Here is a 19,549-nt window from a genome sequence, read left to right as displayed (position 1 = left end):
CGGGGCGGGCGCTGCCCTGGAGCCACGGAGGAAACTAGACTTATGCACAGCCTGCGCTTTTTCAGCAACGCCGAGGTCGCCGAGCGCCTGTCTTATCCACAACTGATCGAGGCGTTGCGCATCGGCCTGGCCAAGCCTTGCAGTGCGCCGCTGCGCAGCTGCCATGCCTTGCCGGCGCAGGCCTCGCTGCTACAGATGCCGGTGTGGCAGGCCGGTGAGGGGATCGGCGTGAAACTGGTGACGGTGTTCCCTGGCAATGGGGCGCGTGGCCTGCCGGCGGTGGCCGCGGTGTTCGCTCTGTTCGACGGCGAAGACGGTCGCCCGCTGGCGTTGCTGGAGGCTTCGGAGCTGACCGCCCGGCGTACCGCCTGCAGCTCGGCGCTGGCCGCCGACTACCTGGCGCGGGACGATGCGCGGCGCCTGCTGGTGGTCGGCTGCGGAACCCTGGCTGCGCACATGGTGCGGGCCCACGCCTGCGTGCGCGACTATCGCCACATCGACATCTGGGGCCGCGATCCGGCCAAGGCCGCCGCGCTGGCCGCCCGGCTGCGCGAGGAGGGCTACCCGGCGCGAGCGGCCGACGGGTTGCGCGCGGCGGTGGAGGCGGCCGATTGCGTCAGTTGCGTTACCACCTCCCGCGAAGCGCTGGTGCGCGGCGCATGGCTGAAGCCGGGCGTCCATCTCGACCTGGTCGGCGCCTTCCTGCCGTCCATGCGCGAGACTGACGCCCTGGCGGTGGCGCGCGCGCGGGTCGTGGTGGATACCCGCGCAGGCGCGCTGGAAGAGGCTGGCGACTTGTTGCAGGCGATCGCCGAAGGCGCCATCGGGCGCGAGGCGATATCCACCGAACTGCGCGACTTGCTGGGCGGGGCAGGGCGGCGCGGCGATCCCGGGGAAATCACCCTGTTCAAGTCGGTGGGTTATGCGCTGGAGGACCTGGTCGCCGCGCGCCGGGTTGTGGATAACGCCGCCTGAGGTTGTTCAGGATTTCTGTGCGGGGGCTTGTGGATAAGGTGGGTAAGAACCGCCAAGCCCTTGAATTGGCGAGGGTTAGGCGTGGCTGGTCAGAAAATGATCAGTGCTCGCGCCGGGGCACTTATCCCCAGCGCGTGGTCATGCCGCTGCCACAGTTGTTCAGGAAAACTGTGCGACGCCCTGTGGACAAGTTGGTGGCTGTTCGCTGCGGCCCAAGCACGGTGCGGGTTCCGCGAGGTTGGTCGTTTTTTGAGCAGGCGCCTCGGCAAACTCGTGCGCAACTGTATGGCCAACCGGGCACGGCGAGGCTCTAGAATCCCCGGATATCGTTTTTCCGCCCCGTACGAGGAGATGCCCATGTCGTCCACCCTGTTCATCACCGGCGCCACCTCAGGCTTCGGCGAAGCCTGCGCCCGTCGTTTCGCCGAGGCCGGCTGGTCGCTGGTGCTCACCGGCCGTCGCGAGGAGCGTCTGCAGGCCCTGGCCGGCGAGCTTTCGGCGAAGACCCGGGTGTTGCCGCTGACCCTGGACGTGCGCGACCGCGCGGCGATGAGCGCGGCCGTGGACAACCTGCCGGAAGAGTTCGCCACCCTGCGCGGCCTGATCAACAACGCCGGCCTGGCGCTGGGCACCGACCCGGCGCAGTCCTGCGACCTGGACGACTGGGACACCATGGTCGACACCAACATCAAGGGCCTGCTCTACAGCACGCGCCTGCTGCTGCCGCGGCTGATCGCCCACGGCGCCGGGGCGAGCATCGTCAACCTGGGTTCGGTGGCCGGCAAGTGGCCCTATCCGGGTAGCCATGTCTACGGCGGCACCAAGGCCTTCGTCGAGCAATTCTCCCTGAACCTGCGTTGCGACCTGCAGGGCACCGGGGTGCGCGTGACCAACCTCGAGCCGGGGCTGTGCGAGAGCGAGTTCTCCCTGGTCCGCTTCGGCGGCGACCAGGCGCGCTACGACAAGACCTACGCCGGGGCCCATCCGATCCAGCCGGAAGACATCGCCGAGACCATCTTCTGGATCATGAACCAGCCCGCCCACCTGAACATCAACAGCCTCGAGATCATGCCGGTGAGCCAGTCCTGGGCCGGCTTCGCCATCCACCGCGAAAGCTGACCGGCGGAGGCGGCCGGGGCGCGCTATGATGCCCCGGTCGTCCCGATCGAATAAGCGAATTCCATGAGCAAACCGGGCCAACGCGTGCTGGCCGAGCTGCGCAAGCTGATCGCTTCCGGCGAACTCGCCGCCGGCGAGCGCATCGTCGAGATTCCCACCGCCGAACGCCTGCAGGTCTCGCGCATGCCGGTGCGCATCGCTCTGCGTACCCTCGAGCAGGAAGGCCTGCTGTGCAAGACCGGGCGCGGCTACAGGGTGCGCGCGGTGACCCGCGAGGATATCGCCGGCGCGGTCGAGGTGCGCGGCGTGCTGGAAGGCCTGGCGGCGCGCCAGGCGGCCGAGCGCGGGCTGTCCGCCGAGGCACGGGCGACCCTGGAGGAATGCCTGGCCGAGGGCGACCGATTGTTCGCCAACGGCCAGGTCCTGCTGGAGGAGCTGGAGCGCTACCAGCGCATGAACATGCGTTTCCACCGCACCATCATCGAGGCCAGTGGCAACCCGGCGATCGCCGTGGCGCTGGCGCGCAACGACCACCTGCCGTTCGCCTCGGTGAGCGCCCTGGCGGTGGATCGCGACAATCTCGAGCAGGAATTCCGCCGTTTCAACTTCGCCCACATGCAGCACCACGCGGTGGTCGACGCGCTGGTCAACGGCCAGGGGGCGCGCGCCGAGGCGATCATGCGCGAGCACGCCAACGCGACCCTGCGCTATGCCGACTACTTCGATCCGGCGCGGAAGGGCGTCACCGTGCTTCACGGCGACGTCGCCGCCGACTAGAGATCCAGCACCAGCCGTGGGCTGCGCGAACGCGAACAGCAGGGCGTGAAGCAATCGTTGGCGGCCTGCTCCTCTTCGCTGAGGTAGAGGTCGCGATGCTCCGGTTCGCCGTCCAGCACGCGGGTCAGACAGGTGCCGCAGATGCCCTGCTCGCAGGAGGCCGGCAGGTCCACCCCGGCTTCGCGCAGGGCCGCCAGCACGGTCTGCCCGGCGGCGACTCGGATCAGCGCCCCGTTGCTCGCCAACTGCACTTCGAAGGTGCCGTCCGCATTGGCGTCCCGTGGCGCGGCGGCGAAGTGCTCGCGATGCAAGCGGCTTGCTTCCCAGCCCAGTTCGCGGGCGCTTTCTTCGATCCACTGCATGAAGCCCGCCGGCCCGCAAAGGTATAGCTGGGCGTCGCGCGGACTGGCCGCCAGCAGGGCGCGAAGGTCCGCGCGGCGGCGGCTGTCGCCGTGGTCGAAGTGGCAGTACACGCGGTCGGCGAAGGCGCACCGGTCAAGATAGTCGACGAAGGCCGCGCGCTCGGCGGAATGCGCGCAGTAGTGCAACTGGAAGTCGGCGCCATCGCGGGCCAGGCGTTCGGCCATCGCCAGCAGCGGCGTAATGCCGATGCCGCCGGCGAACAGCAGGCGCGGACCGGGCTCCGGCGACAGCGGGAAGAGATTGCGCGGCTCGCCGATGCGCAGCCGCTGGCCGACCCGCAGTTCGGCGTGCAGCGTGGCCGAGCCGCCGCGCGAGTCGCGGCAGCGCAGTACGGCGATACGGTAGTGGCGCGGCCGTTCGGCGGGGCCGCAGAGGGAGTACTGGCGGACCAGGCCGTTGGGCAGGTGCAGGTCGATGTGCGCGCCCGGCTCGAAGGACGGCAGTGCCGCCCCGTCGGCCCGGAACAGTTCGAAGCTGTGGATATCCTGCGCCTCCAGGCGGATGGCGCCGACGATGACCTCGATCATGGCGAAGGCTCCCGTCAGGCCTGGGCGCGGTTGGGGGCGGCGGCCTGGCGCTCGTCCGCCAGCAGGCGCTCGATGATGCGCCGGGCCTGCACGCCGCCGGCGTCGATGTTCAGTTTCAGCAGGTCGCGCCGTGGATGGCGCAGCAGGTTGCGCTGTTGGCTTTCGAGCATTTCCAGGTCTTCGCCGAAGATCTTTCCCTGGCCTTCGCGAATGCTCTCGGTAAGCGCCTGGTCGTGGGCCTGGAAGTTGCGCGCCATGCCCCAGAAGTACCAGATGGAAGTGGCGCTCTCCGGGGTGATGAAGTCGACCACGATGCTCGCCGCCTTGCGCTCCGCCGGCGCCTGGTAGCCGCCGTGGCCGGCGTGGGCCACGCCGACCTCGATCAGCACGTGGCTGGGCGGCGTGAAGCGGCAGATCTGCCAGCGGTCCACCGCCACGTCGTCGGCCAGGCCGTTGCCGCGCAGGGCCATGCGCCAGAACGGCGGGGCCATGACATTCTGCATGTGGCGGCTGGTGATCACCTCGTCGCCTTCCACCCGCGTGGTCGGCGCGGCCTCGTCGATTTCCTTCTGGCCGATGCTGGACGCATGGACATAGGTCTCGTGGGTCAGGTCCATCAGGTTATCGATCATCAGGCGATAGTCGCAGTGGATGTGGTACAGCCCGCCGCCATAGGCCCAATCGGGGCTTTCCGCCCATTCCAGGCGGGGTATCAGCGCGGCGTCGGCCTGTTCTTCCGCGCCCGGCCAAACCCAGACGAAGCCGTGCCGCTCCTGCACCGGGAAGCGACGGATGCAGGGGAAGCCGCGGACCCGCTGGCCGGGCATCGCGCGGGTGCGACCGTCCTCGCCCATCGCCAGGCCGTGGTAGCCGCAGACCAGCACGCCGTCCTCGACGAAGCCCAGCGACAGCGGCGCGCCACGGTGCGGGCAGAAATCCTCGAGGGCCGCCACGCGGCCGTCCTCGCCTCGGTAGAAAACCATCGGCTCGTCGCAGATGCGTCGGCCGAGCGGCTTGCCGGCCAGTTCGTCGGGGGTGCAGGCCACGTACCAGGCGTTCTTCGGAAACATCGTCGGATCCTCTCGTTGTTTTTGTAATTGGATCCAATGATTCGCGAGGCAACTTTTCCAAGTCAACCGCTTCTGTACAAAAAATAATCCGTTCGATAGTCGCACATAAAAAACTTCAGGAATAAATCGCTCAATTATCTCGTTCCAGAGCCTTTCTCAGATTTCGCTGACAGTGGGATATCCGCTGGCCTTCCGTTTTCTTGTCGCACAAATGGATCCAATAGGATTGCGGCATCGACGCAACGGTGCCAGGGTGCCTGCGCTTGCCGTGCCTACAACAACAAGAAAAAGGGTCTTCCCGATGATGGATTCCTGCATTCCCGCGCCTCGCTCCCGCCTGCCGTCGCTTCTTTCCTGTCCGCTCGGGGAGGGCCGCCCATGAACCGGGACTTGCGCCGCGCTCTCGACGACGAACCGATGCGGCCGTTCCAGTGGCTGGCGGTGGCTGTGTGCATCGTGCTCAACCTGATCGATGGCTTCGACGTGCTGGTGATGGCCTTCACCGCATCCTCGGTGGCCGCCGAATGGAACCTTGGCGGCGCCGAGATCGGCCTGCTGCTCAGCGCCGGCCTTTTCGGCATGGCCGCCGGCTCGCTGTTCATCGCGCCCTGGGCCGACCGCTGGGGGCGCCGCCCGCTGATCCTCGCCTGCCTGGCGCTGTCGGGCCTGGGCATGCTCGCCTCGGCGCTGAGCCAGGCGGCCTGGCAACTGGCGTTGCTGCGCGGGCTGACCGGACTGGGTATCGGCGGCATCCTCGCCAGCAGCAACGTGATCGCCAGCGAGTACGCCTCGCGCCGCTGGCGCGGCCTGGCGGTAAGCCTGCAGTCCACCGGCTACGCGCTCGGCGCGACCCTTGGCGGACTGCTCGCGGTATGGCTGATCGGCGCCTGGGGCTGGCGCTCGGTGTTCGTCTTCGGCGCTGGCCTGACCCTGGCGGTGATCCCGCTGGTCTGCCTGTGCCTGCCGGAGTCGCTGGACTTCCTCCTGGCGCGCCGGCCGCCGCGGGCGTTGCAACGGGTCAACGCGCTGGCCCGGCGCCTGGGCCGCGCGGCGCTCGCCGAACTGCCGAGCCCGCCTGGCGGCGGAGCGGAGCACGGTAGCCACCTCGCCCGGTTGCTCTGCGTCGCCCAGCGACGCACCACGCTGCTGCTCTGGGCGCTGTTCTTCCTGGTGATGTTCGGCTTCTACTTCATCATGAGCTGGACGCCGAAGCTGCTGGTCGCCGCCGGCCTGTCCACCGCCCAGGGCATCACCGGCGGCACCCTGCTGAGCATCGGCGGGATCTTCGGTGCCGCCTTGCTCGGCGGGCTTGCCGCGCGCTTTCGCCTGGAACGGGTGCTGGCGCTGTTCATGCTGCTTACTGCCGCTCTGCTCGCGCTGTTCTCGCTGAGCGCCGGGCTGCCCGGCGCGGCCTTGCCGCTGGGACTGCTGATCGGGCTTTGCGCCAACGCCTGCGTGGCCGGCCTGTATGCCCTGGCACCGAGCCTCTACGACGCCTCGGTGCGCGCCACCGGGGTCGGCTGGGGGATCGGCGTCGGTCGCGGCGGGGCGATCCTCTCGCCGCTGGTGGCCGGACTCCTGCTCGACGACGGCTGGCAGCCGCTGTCCCTCTATGGGGCGTTCGCGGCGGTGTTCGTCGCCGCGGCCGCCGTGTTGCCGCTGCTCGGTGCGCGGCGTCGCGAGCGCTCGCTGACGCTGGGAGACGCTGCGTGAGGGCCGCCGGCGTTTCAGCGCTGGGCGGCGATGATCGCCTCGGCGATGGTGGTACGGAACCAGTTCAGCGCCGCCGAGCGTTCGCTGCTCTCGTGCCAGTGCAGGGAGACGTCGAACGGCGGCAGGGTGAAGGGCAGTTCGAGCATGCGCATGCCGCCTTCGGCGACGAAGCGATAGGCGATCTGCGCCGGCAGGATGGTCAGCAGCTCGGTACCGGGAATGATCTTCGGCAGCACCGAGAAGTGCGGCACCCGCAGGCTGATGCGGCGCCGCACCTGCATGGCCTCGAGCACGTCCTCGGCGATGCCGTGGCCGGAGGTGCGGGTCACCACGATGTGCCGCTCGGCCAGGTACTGCTCCAGGCTCAGGCTGTCGCCGATCCGCGGGTGGCGGTCGCTGAGCAGGCACACGTAGCGCTCGTGCAGGACCCGCTGGCTGCGCGCGCCGGGCACCGGCTGGCGGCAGATCGCCGCGTCGACCTTGGCGCTGCTCAGCCAGGCGCCGACCTCGTCCACCTGCAGCGGCAGCACTTCCACTTCGGCGAACGGCGCGTCGCGGGTCAGGCGTTCGAGGATCAGCGAGAGGAAACCCACCTCGCCGAGATCGGTGAGGGCGATGCGGAAACGTCGCTCGGTGGTCGCCGGATCGAAGTGGCGAACGCTCTGTACCGCGCCCTCGATGCGCGTCAGCGACTCGCGGAAGGTGCCGTAGAGCTGCTCGGCGACGAAGGTCGGCTGGATGCCGTCGCGGGTGCGGGTGAACAACGCGTCGTCGAACAGTTCGCGCAGGCGCGCCAGGGCGTAGCTCACCGATGGCTGGGTGACGAACAGGCGCTCCGCGGCGAGGGTCACGCTGCCCGCTTCGTAGAGGGTGACGAAGGTGCGGATCAGGTTGAGATCGATCGGACTCATATAGACCAGTTCTATTTTTTATAGAAAGAGTATCGATTTGATTGATTATCGAGCGGCTGCAACAGTAGCGCAAATCCAGGAAACGAGCTTGAAGGCCTGCATGAAAACCGTCCATTCCGCGTCTTACGAGATCCTCCGTCGCCACGGCCTGACCACCGTCTTCGGCAACCCCGGCTCCAACGAGCTGCCGTTCCTCAAGGACTTCCCCGAGGATTTCCGCTACATCCTCGGCCTGCACGAGGGCGCGGTGGTCGGCATGGCCGATGGCTTCGCCCTGGCCAGCGGCCGCCCGGCCTTCGTCAACCTGCATGCGGCGGCCGGCACCGGCAACGGCATGGGCGCGCTGACCAACGCCTGGTACTCCCATAGCCCCCTGGTCATCACCGCCGGGCAGCAGGTGCGCTCGATGATCGGGGTCGAGGCGATGCTCGCCAACGTCGATGCCGGACAACTGCCCAAGCCGCTGGTGAAATGGAGCCACGAGCCGGCCTGCGCCCAGGATGTGCCGCGCGCGTTGAGCCAGGCGATCCAGACCGCCAGCCTGCCGCCGCGGGCGCCGGTGTACCTGTCGATTCCCTACGACGACTGGGCGCAACCGGCGCCGGCCGGTGTCGAACACCTGGCCGCGCGCCAGGTCAGCGGCGCCGCGCTGCCCGCGCCGGCATTGCTGGCCGAACTCGGCGAGCGCCTGTCGCGCTCGCGCAACCCGGTGCTGGTGCTCGGTCCGGACGTCGACGGGGCGAATGCCAACGGCCTGGCCGTGCAACTGGCGGAGAAGCTGCGGATGCCGGCCTGGGTCGCGCCGTCGGCCTCGCGCTGTCCGTTCCCCACCCGCCATGCCTGCTTCCGCGGCGTGCTGCCGGCGGCCATCGCCGGGATCAGCCGGCTGCTGGACGGCCACGACCTGATCCTGGTGGTCGGCGCGCCGGTGTTCCGCTATCACCAGTTCGCCCCCGGCGATTACCTGCCGGCCGGCGCCGAGCTGGTGCAGGTCACCTGCGATCCCGGCGAAGCGGCACGGGCGCCGATGGGCGACGCGTTGGTCGGCGACATCGCGCTGACCCTCGAGGCACTGCTCGAACAGGTCCGCCCCAGTGCGCGGCCGTTGCCCGAGGCGCTGCCGCGACCGCCGGCGCTGGCCGAGGAGGGCGGACCGCTGCGGCCGGAAACCGTGTTCGACGTGGTCGATGCGCTGGCGCCGCGCGACGCCATCTTCGTCAAGGAGTCGACTTCCACCGTGACCGCCTTCTGGCAGCGCGTGGAGATGCGCGAGCCGGGCAGCTACTTCTTCCCGGCCGCCGGCGGACTCGGCTTCGGCCTGCCGGCGGCGGTCGGCGCGCAACTGGCGCAGCCGCGGCGGCAGGTGATCGGGATCATCGGCGACGGCTCGGCCAACTATGGCATCACCGCACTCTGGAGCGCCGCGCAATACCGTGTGCCGGCGGTGTTCATCATCCTCAAGAACGGTACCTACGGCGCCCTGCGCTGGTTCGCCGGGGTGCTCGAGGTGCCCGATGCGCCGGGGCTCGACGTGCCCGGCCTGGACTTCTGCGCGATCGCCCGCGGCTATGGCGTCGAGGCGCTCCACGCGGCCACCCGCGAAGAGCTGGAAAGCGCCTTGAAGCATGCCCTGGCCGCTGATCGCCCGGTTTTGATCGAGGTGCCGACGCAAACCATCGAACCCTGATGTTCCACGGCGCCGCCCCATGCCAGAGTGGGCGGTGCCGACCGACGCCCGCGTGCGCCCATAACAAGAACAAGAGAGAGGTTGGTATGAACAGGCAATCCGCTGCGGCGGTGATCGACGCTGCCCGCTTTAACCGTACTCACTGGCTGATCCTCGGCTGGGGGTGTTTCATCATGCTGTTCGACGGCTACGACATGGTCATCTACGGCTCGGTGGTGCCACGCCTGATGCAGGAGTGGCAGCTGAGCCCGGTGCAGGCCGGCACCCTCGGCAGTTGCGCGCTGTTCGGCATGCTCTTCGGCGGCACCCTGCTGGCGCCGCTGGCGGACCGTTTCGGCCGGCGCCGCCTGGTGATCGCCACCACCCTGCTGGCGAGCCTCGCCGCCTTCCTCACCGGGCACGCCCGCGACCCGCTGGAACTGGGCGCCGGACGCTTCTTCACCGGCCTGGCACTGGGCGCGCTGGTGCCCAGCGCGATCAACCTGATCAGCGAATTCGCCCCGGCCGGGCGGCGCAGCACCCTGGTCACGGTGATGTCGGCCTTCTACTCGGTGGGCGCGGTGCTCTCGGCGCTACTGGCGATCGCCATGATCCCCGCCTGGGGCTGGCAATCGGTGTTCTACGTGGCGGTGCTGCCGGTACTGGCGGTGCCGCTGATGTTGCGCTGGTTGCCGGAGTCGGCGGCGTTCCTCGAACTCAAGGGCCGCCGCGCCGAACTGGACGCGCTGCTGCGCAAGGTCGATCCCGACTACCGGCCCGGCGCCGAGCGGGCGAACGCTGTCGCGGCCGAAGCGCCGAGCGGACGGGTCGCCCAGTTGTTCGAGGGGCGCCAGGCAGTGGGCACTCTGCTGCTGTGGGTGGCCTTCGCCATGTGCATGCTGATGAGCTACGGGCTCACACCTGGTTGCCGAAACTGATGGCCGGCGGCGGCTACGCCCTCGGTTCGAGCCTGGCGTTCCTCGTCACTCTGAATGTCGGGGCGACCCTCGGCGCGTTGTTCGGTGGCTGGCTGGCCGACCGCCTCGGCGCCGGCCGCACCCTGGTGCTGTTCTTCGCCCTGGCCGCGGCCTCCCTGGCGGCCCTCGGCCTGGGGCCAGGCCCCTGGCTGCTCAACGGCCTGCTGGTGGTGGCCGGCGCCACCACCATCGGCACCCTGGCGGTGATCCATGCCTACGCCGCGCAGTTCTATCCGGCCTGGGTGCGCTCCACCGGGGTCGGCTGGGCCGCCGGTGTCGGCCGCCTCGGCGCCATCGCCGGGCCGATGCTCGGCGGCAGCCTGCTGGCCCTGGAGCTGCCGTTCCAGCAGAACTTCCTGGCCTTCGCCGCGCCTGGCGTGATCGGCGCGCTGGCGATCGCCTGCATCCACCTGCGGCCGCGCGTGCCGGCGGAAGTGTCCGTCGACGCGACGGCGAAGAAACCCCTGTGATTTTCGAAAGAGGAGAAGAGCGATGAGCGATTCCCGTTATACCGACCTCGGTCTCCAGCCACTGGCCGGCGAGTGGCGCCACGGCCGGGCCGGCCGCCGGCTGAAGGTGAGCAATCCGTTCGACGGCAGCCTGCTGCTGGAGATCGAGCAGGCCGACCGCGACGACCTCGATGCCGCCTACGCCAAGGCCGCCGAGGTCCAGCCGGCATGGGCCGCGCTTGGCCCCTCGGCACGCGCGGCGGTGCTGTACAAGGCGGTGGAGGTGTTCGACCGCCGCCACGAGGAGATCGTCGACTGGCTCATCCGCGAGTCCGGCAGCACCCGCCTGAAGGCCGAGATCGAATGGGGCGCGGCGCGCGCGATCACCCTGGAGTCGGCGTCGTTCCCGGCACGGGTGCACGGGCGCATCGTCGAGTCCGACGTGCCGGGCAAGGAAAGCCGGGTCTACCGCAGCGCCATCGGCGTGGTCGGGGTGATCAGCCCGTGGAACTTCCCGCTGCACCTGACCCAGCGTTCCATCGCCCCGGCCCTGGCGCTGGGCAACGCGGTGGTGGTCAAGCCGGCCAGCGACACGCCGGTCTGCGGCGGACTGCTGCTGGCGCGGATCTTCGAAGAGGCCGGGCTGCCGGCCGGGCTGTTCAGCGTGGTGGTCGGCCCCGGCAGTGAGATCGGCGACGCCTTCGTCGAGCACCCGGTGCCGGGCCTGGTGACCTTCACCGGGTCGACCCCGGTGGGCCGCAACATCGGCCGCATCGCCAGCGGCGGCGCGCACCTCAAGCACGTGGCGCTGGAGCTGGGCGGCAACAGTCCGTTCGTGGTGCTCGGCGACGCCGACCTGGAGCAGGCGGTGAATGCCGCGGTGTTCGGCAAGTTCCTCCACCAGGGGCAGATCTGCATGGCGATCAACCGTATCATCGTCGAGGACAGCCTCTACGACGCCTTCGCCGCGCGCTTCGTCGAGCGGGTCAAGGGTCTCCGCGTCGGCGATCCGCAGCGCGCCGATACCGCGGTCGGGCCGATCGTCAACGCGCGCCAGCTCGAAGGCCTGCTGGAAAAGATCCGCCTGGCCCGCCAGGAAGGCGCCAAGCCGCTGTACGAGGGCGGCGTCGATGGGCAGTTGCTGGCTCCGCACGTATTCGGCGAGGTCAGCGCGACGATGGAGATCGCCCGCGATGAAATCTTCGGCCCGCTGGTCGGCCTGCTCCGCGCGCGCGACGAGGCGCATGCGCTGGAGTTGGCCAACGCCAGCGAATACGGGCTGTCCAGCGCGGTGTTCAGCCGCGACCTGGAACGCGCGGTGCGCTTTGCCCGCCAGCTTCGCGCGGGGATGACCCACGTCAACGACATTCCGGTGAACGACGAGGCCAACGCGCCGTTCGGCGGCGAGAAGAACTCCGGACTTGGCCGCTTCAACGGCGACTGGGCCATCGAGGAATTCACCACCGACCACTGGATCAGCGTGCAGCACGCGCCGCGCCAGTACCCGTTCTGACCCTGGCGGCGGGGCCCGCGCCCCGCCGCTGACCCGACCGTCGTCGCCAGGTGGCCCGCAGAGGCTGCCGGGGCCCGGTCGTCCCTGAAAAACGGAGCACAATAACAATGAAAATCCGTCGTAAAACCGCAGTCCCGCGCAATGCAGGGGCGGTCCTGCCGATGCTCGCCTGTCTTGCCGCGCAAGCTGCCGAGGGCGGCTTCCTGGAGGATGCGAAGACCGACCTGGTCCTGCGCAACTATTACTTCAACCGCGATTTCCGCGACCACGATGCCGGCAAGAGCCTGGTGGACGAGTGGGCGCAGGGCTTCATCCTCAAGTTCAGTTCCGGCTATACCCCGGGCACGGTCGGCGTCGGCCTCGACGCCATCGGCCTGTTCGGCGTGAAGCTGAACAGCGGACGTGGCACCAGCAATTCCGAGCTTCTTCCGTTGCACGACGACGGTCGCGCGGCGGACGACTATGGGCGTGTCGGCGTGGCCGCCAAGCTGCGCGTTTCGGCCAGCGAATTGAAGATCGGCGAGATGCTCCCGGACATTCCGCTGTTGCGCTACGACGACGGACGCCTGCTGCCGCAGACGTTCCGCGGCTTCGCCGTGGTTTCCCGCGAGCTGCCGGGCCTGGCCCTGCAGGCCGGACGCTTCGACGCGGTGAGCCTGCGCAATTCGGCGGACATGCAGGACCTGTCGGCCTGGAGCGCGCCGACGCAGAAATCGGACGGTTTCAACTACGCCGGCGCCGAGTACCGCTTCAACCGCGAGCGCACCCAACTGGGCCTGTGGCACGGGCAACTGGAGGACGTCTACCGGCAGAGCTACGCCAACCTGCTGCACAAGCAGCGTGTCGGCGACTGGACCCTGGGCGCCAACCTCGGCCTGTTCGTCGATCGCGACGACGGCGCCGCGCGCGCCGGCGAGATCGACAGCCATACCGTCTACGGCCTGTTTTCCGCCGGCATCGGCCTGCATACCTTCTACCTTGGCCTGCAGAAGGTCGGCGGCGACAGCGGCTGGCAGTCGGTCTACGGCAGCAGTGGGCGGAGCATGGGCAACGACATGTTCAACGGCAACTTCACCAACGCCGACGAACGCTCCTGGCAGGTTCGCTACGACTACGATTTCGTCGGCCTCGGCTGGCCCGGCCTGATCGGCATGGTCCGCTACGGCCATGGCTCGAACGCCACCACCAAGGCCGGTAGCGGCGGCAAGGAATGGGAGCGCGATGTCGAACTCGGCTACACCGTGCAGAGCGGTCCGCTGGCGCGGCTCAACGTGCGCCTCAACCACGCCAGCAACCGACGCAGCTTCAACAGCGACTTCGACCAGACGCGGCTGGTGGTGAGTTATCCGTTGTCGTGGTGACGGACGCTGTCTCGCCGCTCCTCCGGACAGCTCCGGAGGGACGGGGAGCGGGAGGCCCGGTGCTTCGGCGGATAACCGCTGGGCGGTTATCCGCCCTACCGGAGCGGCGCTCCGCCGACAACGCCTGGAGGGGGAGAGGGCGGCTCAGAACTTCGCCTGCATCCCCACCCGCAGGGTACGCCCGGGCGCGGGCATGAAACTCTGTGCCAGCGGGTCGAGGTAATAGCGGTCGGTGAGGTTCTGCAGCGAGGCATTCAGTTCGGTGTGCTCGAACAGCTTGTACTTGAGGAACAGGTCGAACAGCTGCACCGAGCGGTACTCGATCTGCGGTGTGGTGGCGCCGACCTGCCAGGGCTTGTCCGCCGTGGCGGTGGGGTCGGAGGTATAGGTCATGCGTCCGCCCAGGGTCAGGGCCTGGTCGAAGAAGCGCAGGCCGGCGGTCAGGTTGGTCGCCAGCCGCGGCGGGTTCTGCGTGTTGGTATAGGAGCCCATGAAGCTGCCCGGTGTGCAGTTCGGCGTGTTCTCGGTGCGCTGGTAGCGGTTGGCGCCGGCGCGCAGCCTGGCGGCGAAGGCGGCGTCGCAGGTCTCGGTCTTCAGGTAGTAGGTCGCCGACAGGTCGGCGAACACCCGCCCTGCGTCGTAGTGCGATTGCAGTTCGAGACCGCTGGTGCGGTAGCTGTCGGTGTTGCTGAAGGTCATCAGGCCCATCTGGCCCGGATCGTAATAGCGGGTGATGTAGTTCTTGATGGTGTTGTTGAAGTAGGCCAGCTTGATCGCCGCCGAGTCGCCGTCGGCCAACAGGCTGTCGCGCAGCGCGCTGGCACCGATCTCCCAGCTGCGCGAACGCTCGGGCTTGAGGTCCTTGCCCGGCTCGACCTGGAGAGTGCCCTGGCTGGTCTCGAACAGCGACGGCAGGCGCAGGCCTTCGGTGTAGGAGGCGTAGACGAAGGTATCCGGGGCCAGCTCGAAATTGATCCCGAATGCCGGCGAGAAACCGCCGCCGCGGCTGCTGCCCTTCTTGCTGTAGTTGTAGCCGGTGACCACGTTGGTGACCCGCGAGGGATGGACCGTCACGTTGGCCGGGCCGAACTCGTCGAAGGGAATGCCTTCGAACGGATTATTGGTGTTGTTGGTGACGATGCCGTTGTTGAGGCGCGGATCGGTGGCGTCGGTGTACTGGCCGTTCTGGTCGGGGAACCACATCATCGAGCCGTAGTAGCCGGGCCTGCTCACCGTGATGAAGCGCATGTCGCGATCCTCGCGCCGCGGCGAGGCGGAGATGCCGTTGTCCTTGCTGTTGAAGTGGCTGTAGCGGCCGCCGCCCCATAGCGTCAGGCGCTCGACCGGCTTGAACTCGAGCTTGCCGTTGAGGCCGTATTCCTGGCGGGTGGCGTCCCTCAGGGTGCGGTTGGCGTTGATGTCGTGGAGGGTGGTGACCACGCTTTTCTGCGGCTGGATGTCTTCGACCTGGAACGAGCCGCCGAGGTCGAGCTTGAAATCGCCGAAGTCGGTTTCGAAGCGCGCCACGTTGTTCAGGTCGCCGCCGATGCGCCGGTTGTCCTGGCGCGTCCAGTTGCGGTCGGAGCGATAGGCCTGGGAGCGCGGTGCCAGCACCGAGGTCAGCATGTCGCTCTTCGCCTCGGTCATCCACAGGCCGGTACTGAGGTCCACCAGCGGATTGTTCTCGGGCAGGTAACGGTAGCGTGCGGTGTAGGTGTCGATCTTCACTTCGCTCAATGGGTACTGGTAGATGCCGGCGGTGCCGAAACGGAAGATGTCCGACGGCATGATCTCCCCGGTGCGCCCGTCGTAGCGACGATAGCCGAGGTCCAGGGTGTGCTCGTCGGCGATGCGCCAGGTCGCCTTGAGCAGGTAGGACTCGGTCTCCGACGACGAGTTGAGCACTTCCTCTCCTGCGTTGTAGACCTTGGCTACGCTGCTTTCCTCGCGACCGTAGCGGTTGTAGACGCGATAGCGGTCCTGGCCTTTCTTGCCGGAAAAGTAGTTGCCCTGATTGCGCTGCGCATAGGCGGCGACCAGGTCCAGATGCTCGTTGCGGTAGGCGAAGGCGGCGCTGCCGGACTTGGCCTGGGAGCCGAACAGGCTGCCGCGGTCATCGTGCGGCACGCTGCTGAGATTCTCGGTCTTCGAACTGGCGCTGCGGTGCTGCGGGGCGACGCCGTTGTTCCAGACGTTGCCGGTGAAGCGCACGCCGAGGTCCTTGCCGTCGACCAGGATGTCCTTGACGCCGATGGTGCGCATTTCCACGCTGCCGCCGATCGCGCCCGAGCGGGTCGAGGGACCCTTGTCGACGGTCACGCTGCTGACCAGGTCGGGATCGATGTAGCTGCGCTGCTGGGTGCCGGCGTAGCCGCGGTAGACGTCCAGCGCCTGCTCCGCGCCGTCGACCCGCACCGCCACCCGGCTCTGCCCCTGGATGCCGCGGATGTTGACGTCCAGCGCGCCACCGTTGCGGCTGTCGCCGACCTGTACGCCCGGGATGCCCTGGAGCAGGTCACCCACGGAAACCCGGCCGAAGCGGTCGATGTCTTCGCTGGAGAGGTACACCGACGAGCGCGGCGCGGTATAGATTTCCTTCTGCGGATCGGCCAGCTCGGCGGCCGAGACCACCACCGGCGACAGGTCGGCCGGGGCCTCTCCGGACATGCGCGGCTCGACCAGCAGGTAGGCGCCGGAGGTTCCCGCCGCGACCTGCAGGCCGGTGTTCGACAGCACTCGCTGCAAGCCTTCCAGTACGCTGTAGCGGCCCTTGAGCGCCGGCGCGGTGCGGCCGCGGGTCAGCGCGGGGTCGAAGGACAGCAGCAGGCCCGACTGGCTGGCGAAGGCGCCCAGGGAGGCGCCCAGCGAACCCGCCGGGATGTCGTAGCTGCGCGGCGTGGCGTCGTCCAGGCGGGTAGCCGCGCTGTGCTGGCCGACGCTCTGCGCGTGGGCCAGGCCGCCGCCGAGCAGGCCGGCGCCGACCGCCGACAGGCCGAGCAGGGCGCAGCGCAGGGCAAGGGTGAGCGGGGAGAGGCGCGACAAGGGACGCGCCAGGCTGGGGATAGGGCGTTGTAGGGACATGACTTCTTCGCTCGCAGGGTTGGCGCCCGTCATTGCGGGCTCTCATTCCCTCTGTCGCACGAGATCGGAAAAGGGATATTTCGGGTTCGGCGGGGCCGGTCGAGGAAGGGCGCCGGCATTGTGGTCAGCGGAAAATTAGTGATAATAGTTTTCATTTGCGATTGAAGCCAGCCGACTATTCCGATGAATGCGCCTCCGATGAATGCGCCAAGCCCCTGCCTGCAAGCGGACCGCGACTGCGTCGCCACGCTCTACCGTGAAAACCATGCCTGGTTGCGCAACTGGCTGGCCTACCGCCTTCGCTCCTGGGGACGTGGCGTGGCCGACGACCTGGCCCACGACACTTTCCTGCGCATCCTCGCCAGCCGCGATGGCGGCCAGCGTGACGCGATCCGTCAGCCGCGCGCCTACCTCACCCGCATCGCCAACTGCGTGCTGGTCAGCTGGCGCCGTCGCCAATCGCTGGAACTCGCCTGGCTGGAGGCCCTGGCCACGTTGCCCGAGCCGTTGCAGCCGTCGCCGGAACAACAGAGTGTGATCGTCGAGACCCTGCACGAGATCGACGCGCTGCTCGACACCCTGCGACCGCGGGTGAAACAGGCATTCCTGATGGCGACGCTGGACGGCATGAAGCAGAAGGACATCGCCCAGGCGCTGGGCGTCGCGCTGCCGACGGTGAAGAAGTTCATCCACCAGGCCTACGTGACCTGCCTGAGCCTGATGCCCGATGAATGACCGCGCTTCCAGCCGGGCGCCGCAGGCGGGCGATACGGAGCTTTCCGGGCCGCCGGCCGCCGAGGCGATCGCCCCGCAGGTGCTCAGGGAGACCGCCTCCTGGCTGCTGCTGATGCAGGAGGGGCCGCTGGCTCCGGCGCAGCAGGCCGAGCTGGAGTCCTGGCGCTCGCGCAGCCCCGAGCACCAGCGCGCCTGGCGGCGCGCCGAGCGTCTGCTGGCGAATATCGGTTCGCTGCCGCCGGCGCTGGCCCGGCGTGCGCTCGAGCGTCCGTCCGGCAGCGGCCGGCGCGCGGTCCTGCGCGGCCTGGCCCTGCTGCTCGGCGGCGCACCGCTGGTCTGGTGGGGATGGCGCGCCCAGGTCTGGCGCGACGGCTTCGGCGCCGACTACCTCACTGCCGTCGGCGAGCGGCGCGATCTGGTGCTGGAGGACGGCAGCCAGCTCGAGATGAACACCGACAGCGCGCTGGACGTGCGCTACGACGCCGGCCAGCGCCTGCTGCGCCTGTATCGCGGAGAGATCTACCTCCGCACCGCGGCGGATCGGCGCGAGCCGCCGCGGCCGTTCCTGGTGCGCACCGAACAGGGCCTGATGCGCGCGCTGGGTACCGCTTTCAGCGTCCGACGCGAGGGCGCAGAGACAGTGCTGGCGGTGTACGAAGGCGCGGTCCAGGTGCGTCCGGAGGGCGCCGCGAGCGCGGCGGATGGCCGGGTGATCGAGGCTGGCCAGCGGGTGCGCTTCGATCGCCAGCGGATCGGCGCCGTCGAGTCCGCCAGCGAGGCCGCGCTGGCCTGGCGCCAGGGCCTGCTGGTGGCCGACGACATGCCGCTGCGGCAGTGGGCGGGAGAACTGATGCGCTACGGCGGCGAGAGCATCGAGTGCGAGCCGTCGCTGGACCCGCTTCGGGTCTCCGGCACCTTTCCCGTCGACGACCTGCCGCTGGCCCTGGCGATGCTGGCGCAGACCCATGGCCTGCGCCTCGTGCACCAAGGTCGGCGGGTGCTGATCAGGCGCTGAGGGAGGCGCGGCGGCTCAGCCGGCCAGCAACCAGACCCCGGCGCCCGCCGAGGCCAGCCCGGCGAGACGTACCAGGGGCGCGGCCGCCTGCGGCAGGAAGCGCACCAGCGCGTAGCCGGCGGCGTGCAGCGCGGCGGTGGCGGCGACGAAACCGAGCGCGTACAGCCAGGGGCTGGAGAGGTCCGGCAGCTCCAGGCCGTGGGCGACCCCGTGGGCCAGGGCGAACAGCGCGGTGGCGGCCATCGCCAGCGCCAGCGGCGGGCGCACGGCGAGGGCCACGCAGAGGCCGAGGGCGAGCACCGAGGCGGCGATGCCGGTCTCCATGAACGGCAGTTGCAGGCCCTCGAAGCCGAGCAGCCCGCCGACCAGCATGGTGCCGACGAAGGTGCAGGGCAGGGCGAGGCGCGCGGCTCCCTGTTGCTGGGCGGCCCAGAGGCCGACGGCGAACATCGCCAGCAGGTGGTCGAGGCCGGTGAGCGGATGGGCGAGGCCGGCGACCAGGCCGTGTTCGCCGTGGCCGGGGTGGGCGAAGGCCAGCGCCGGCGCGGCGAGCAGGGCGAGGGCGGCGAGCAGCTTGGGCAGTTTCATTGGCGGTTCCTTGTCGTTGCGAGGTGGCGTCAGGCGGCGGTCAGCAGGCCCTGGCGCTCGATGAAGGCGATGATTTCGTCCAGCCCCTGGCCGGTCTTCTGGTTGCTGAACACGAACGGCTTGTCGCCGCGCATGCGCCGGGCGTCCCGGTCCATCACGTCGAGGGAGGCGCCGACCAGCGGCGCCAGGTCGATCTTGTTGATCACCAGCAGGTCCGACTTGCAGATGCCGGGGCCGCCCTTGCGCGGGATCTTGTCGCCGGCGGAAACGTCGATCACGTAGAGGGTCAGGTCGGACAGCTCGGGGCTGAAGGTGGCCGACAGGTTGTCGCCGCCGGATTCCACCAGGATCAGTTCGAGGCCGGGGAAGCGCCGGTTGAGCTGGTCCACCGCCTCCAGGTTGATCGAGGCGTCCTCGCGGATCGCCGTGTGCGGGCAGCCGCCGGTTTCCACGCCGATGATCCGCTCGGGGGCGAGGGCCTCGTTGCGCACCAGGAATTCCGCGTCTTCCTGGGTATAGATGTCGTTGGTGACCACCGCGAGGTTGTAGCGCTCGCGCAGTTCGCGACACAGGGCCAGGGTCAGGGCGGTCTTGCCGGAGCCCACCGGACCGCCGATGCCGACACGCAGGGGTTGGGATGTCATGGGGT

At 69.0% G+C, this 19,549-nt stretch carries 15 protein-coding genes and 1 pseudogene; 10 read left to right on the top strand and 6 right to left on the bottom strand.

Features of this window, described 5'->3' with window-relative positions; translation table 11 throughout:
* The first annotated feature begins 42 nt into the window (after positions 1-42).
* From M6E97_RS21540 to M6E97_RS21530, 3 genes are all read left to right on the top strand, one after another.
* Complete coding sequence (locus M6E97_RS21540; protein WP_014603519.1) at positions 43-975, top strand: ornithine cyclodeaminase family protein; 933 nt, start codon at positions 43-45, stop codon at positions 973-975.
* 357 nt (positions 976-1,332) lie between these two features.
* Positions 1,333-2,094, top strand: a complete 762-nt coding sequence (locus M6E97_RS21535) for an SDR family oxidoreductase (protein ID WP_003095557.1) — start codon at positions 1,333-1,335, stop codon at positions 2,092-2,094.
* Between the two features lie 63 nt (positions 2,095-2,157).
* Positions 2,158-2,871, top strand: a complete 714-nt coding sequence (locus M6E97_RS21530; RefSeq protein WP_003109450.1) for a GntR family transcriptional regulator — start codon at positions 2,158-2,160, stop codon at positions 2,869-2,871.
* Here the strand turns inward: M6E97_RS21530 and M6E97_RS21525 are convergent.
* Both M6E97_RS21525 and M6E97_RS21520 read right to left on the bottom strand, forming a co-directional pair.
* On the bottom strand, positions 2,868-3,821 hold the full coding sequence (locus tag M6E97_RS21525; protein WP_019484472.1) for a PDR/VanB family oxidoreductase: 954 nt from the start codon (positions 3,819-3,821) through the stop codon (positions 2,868-2,870). The genes M6E97_RS21530 and M6E97_RS21525 overlap by 4 nt on opposite strands.
* Before the next feature lie 14 nt (positions 3,822-3,835).
* Positions 3,836-4,891, bottom strand: coding sequence for an aromatic ring-hydroxylating oxygenase subunit alpha (locus M6E97_RS21520; protein ID WP_003099966.1), 1,056 nt, complete (start codon positions 4,889-4,891; stop codon positions 3,836-3,838).
* Between the two features lie 378 nt (positions 4,892-5,269).
* Between M6E97_RS21520 and M6E97_RS21515 the strand changes: the two genes are divergently transcribed.
* Complete coding sequence (locus tag M6E97_RS21515; protein ID WP_019484471.1) at positions 5,270-6,604, top strand: MFS transporter; 1,335 nt, start codon at positions 5,270-5,272, stop codon at positions 6,602-6,604.
* Positions 6,605-6,618: 14 nt separating this feature from the next.
* On the opposite strand, the gene M6E97_RS21510 is transcribed toward M6E97_RS21515, so the two are convergent.
* Entirely contained in the window at positions 6,619-7,515 is an 897-nt protein-coding gene (locus M6E97_RS21510) for a LysR family transcriptional regulator (protein ID WP_011666777.1), read from the bottom strand.
* A 100-nt stretch (positions 7,516-7,615) separates the two neighbouring features.
* Here M6E97_RS21510 and mdlC point away from each other — a divergent pair, with 100 nt between their 5' ends.
* From mdlC to M6E97_RS21490, 4 genes and pseudogenes are all read left to right on the top strand, one after another.
* Positions 7,616-9,202, top strand: coding sequence for a benzoylformate decarboxylase (mdlC, locus tag M6E97_RS21505; protein ID WP_023094236.1), 1,587 nt, complete (start codon positions 7,616-7,618; stop codon positions 9,200-9,202).
* Positions 9,203-9,288: 86 nt separating this feature from the next.
* A pseudogene (locus tag M6E97_RS21500) lies at positions 9,289-10,628 on the top strand (MFS transporter).
* 22 nt (positions 10,629-10,650) lie between these two features.
* Positions 10,651-12,120 (top strand): aldehyde dehydrogenase family protein, encoded by a 1,470-nt coding sequence (locus M6E97_RS21495; RefSeq protein ID WP_003141686.1) that lies wholly within the window; start codon positions 10,651-10,653, stop codon positions 12,118-12,120.
* A gap of 107 nt (positions 12,121-12,227) precedes the next feature.
* Entirely contained in the window at positions 12,228-13,481 is a 1,254-nt protein-coding gene (locus M6E97_RS21490) for an OprD family porin (RefSeq protein WP_009314331.1), read from the top strand.
* A 144-nt stretch (positions 13,482-13,625) separates the two neighbouring features.
* On the opposite strand, the gene M6E97_RS21485 is transcribed toward M6E97_RS21490, so the two are convergent.
* Entirely contained in the window at positions 13,626-16,562 is a 2,937-nt protein-coding gene (locus M6E97_RS21485) for a TonB-dependent receptor (RefSeq protein ID WP_277600584.1), read from the bottom strand.
* Positions 16,563-16,760: 198 nt separating this feature from the next.
* Between M6E97_RS21485 and M6E97_RS21480 the strand changes: the two genes are divergently transcribed.
* Both M6E97_RS21480 and M6E97_RS21475 read left to right on the top strand, forming a co-directional pair.
* A complete protein-coding gene (locus tag M6E97_RS21480; protein WP_003095533.1) occupies positions 16,761-17,297 on the top strand; it encodes a sigma-70 family RNA polymerase sigma factor in 537 nt (178 codons plus the stop codon).
* Positions 17,290-18,312, top strand: a complete 1,023-nt coding sequence (locus M6E97_RS21475) for a FecR domain-containing protein (RefSeq protein WP_023092675.1) — start codon at positions 17,290-17,292, stop codon at positions 18,310-18,312. Before M6E97_RS21480 ends, M6E97_RS21475 begins: the two co-directional genes overlap by 8 nt.
* Positions 18,313-18,327: 15 nt before the next feature.
* Here M6E97_RS21475 and M6E97_RS21470 read toward each other — a convergent pair whose 3' ends face one another.
* Together M6E97_RS21470 and ureG are read right to left on the bottom strand one after the other, a co-directional pair.
* Positions 18,328-18,900, bottom strand: a complete 573-nt coding sequence (locus tag M6E97_RS21470; protein WP_003135459.1) for a HupE/UreJ family protein — start codon at positions 18,898-18,900, stop codon at positions 18,328-18,330.
* 29 nt (positions 18,901-18,929) lie between these two features.
* Positions 18,930-19,544 carry an urease accessory protein UreG gene (gene ureG / locus M6E97_RS21465; RefSeq protein WP_003095530.1) on the bottom strand — a complete coding sequence of 205 codons (615 nt, stop codon included), beginning with the start codon at positions 19,542-19,544 and terminating at the stop codon, positions 18,930-18,932.
* Positions 19,545-19,549: the final 5 nt, after the last annotated feature.

The organism is Pseudomonas sp. B111, from assembly GCF_026428275.1.
In the GTDB taxonomy this organism is placed as follows: domain Bacteria; phylum Pseudomonadota; class Gammaproteobacteria; order Pseudomonadales; family Pseudomonadaceae; genus Pseudomonas; species Pseudomonas aeruginosa.
Note: the sequence above shows the minus strand (reverse complement) of the source record. Positions and strands in the feature narration are given on the sequence as shown.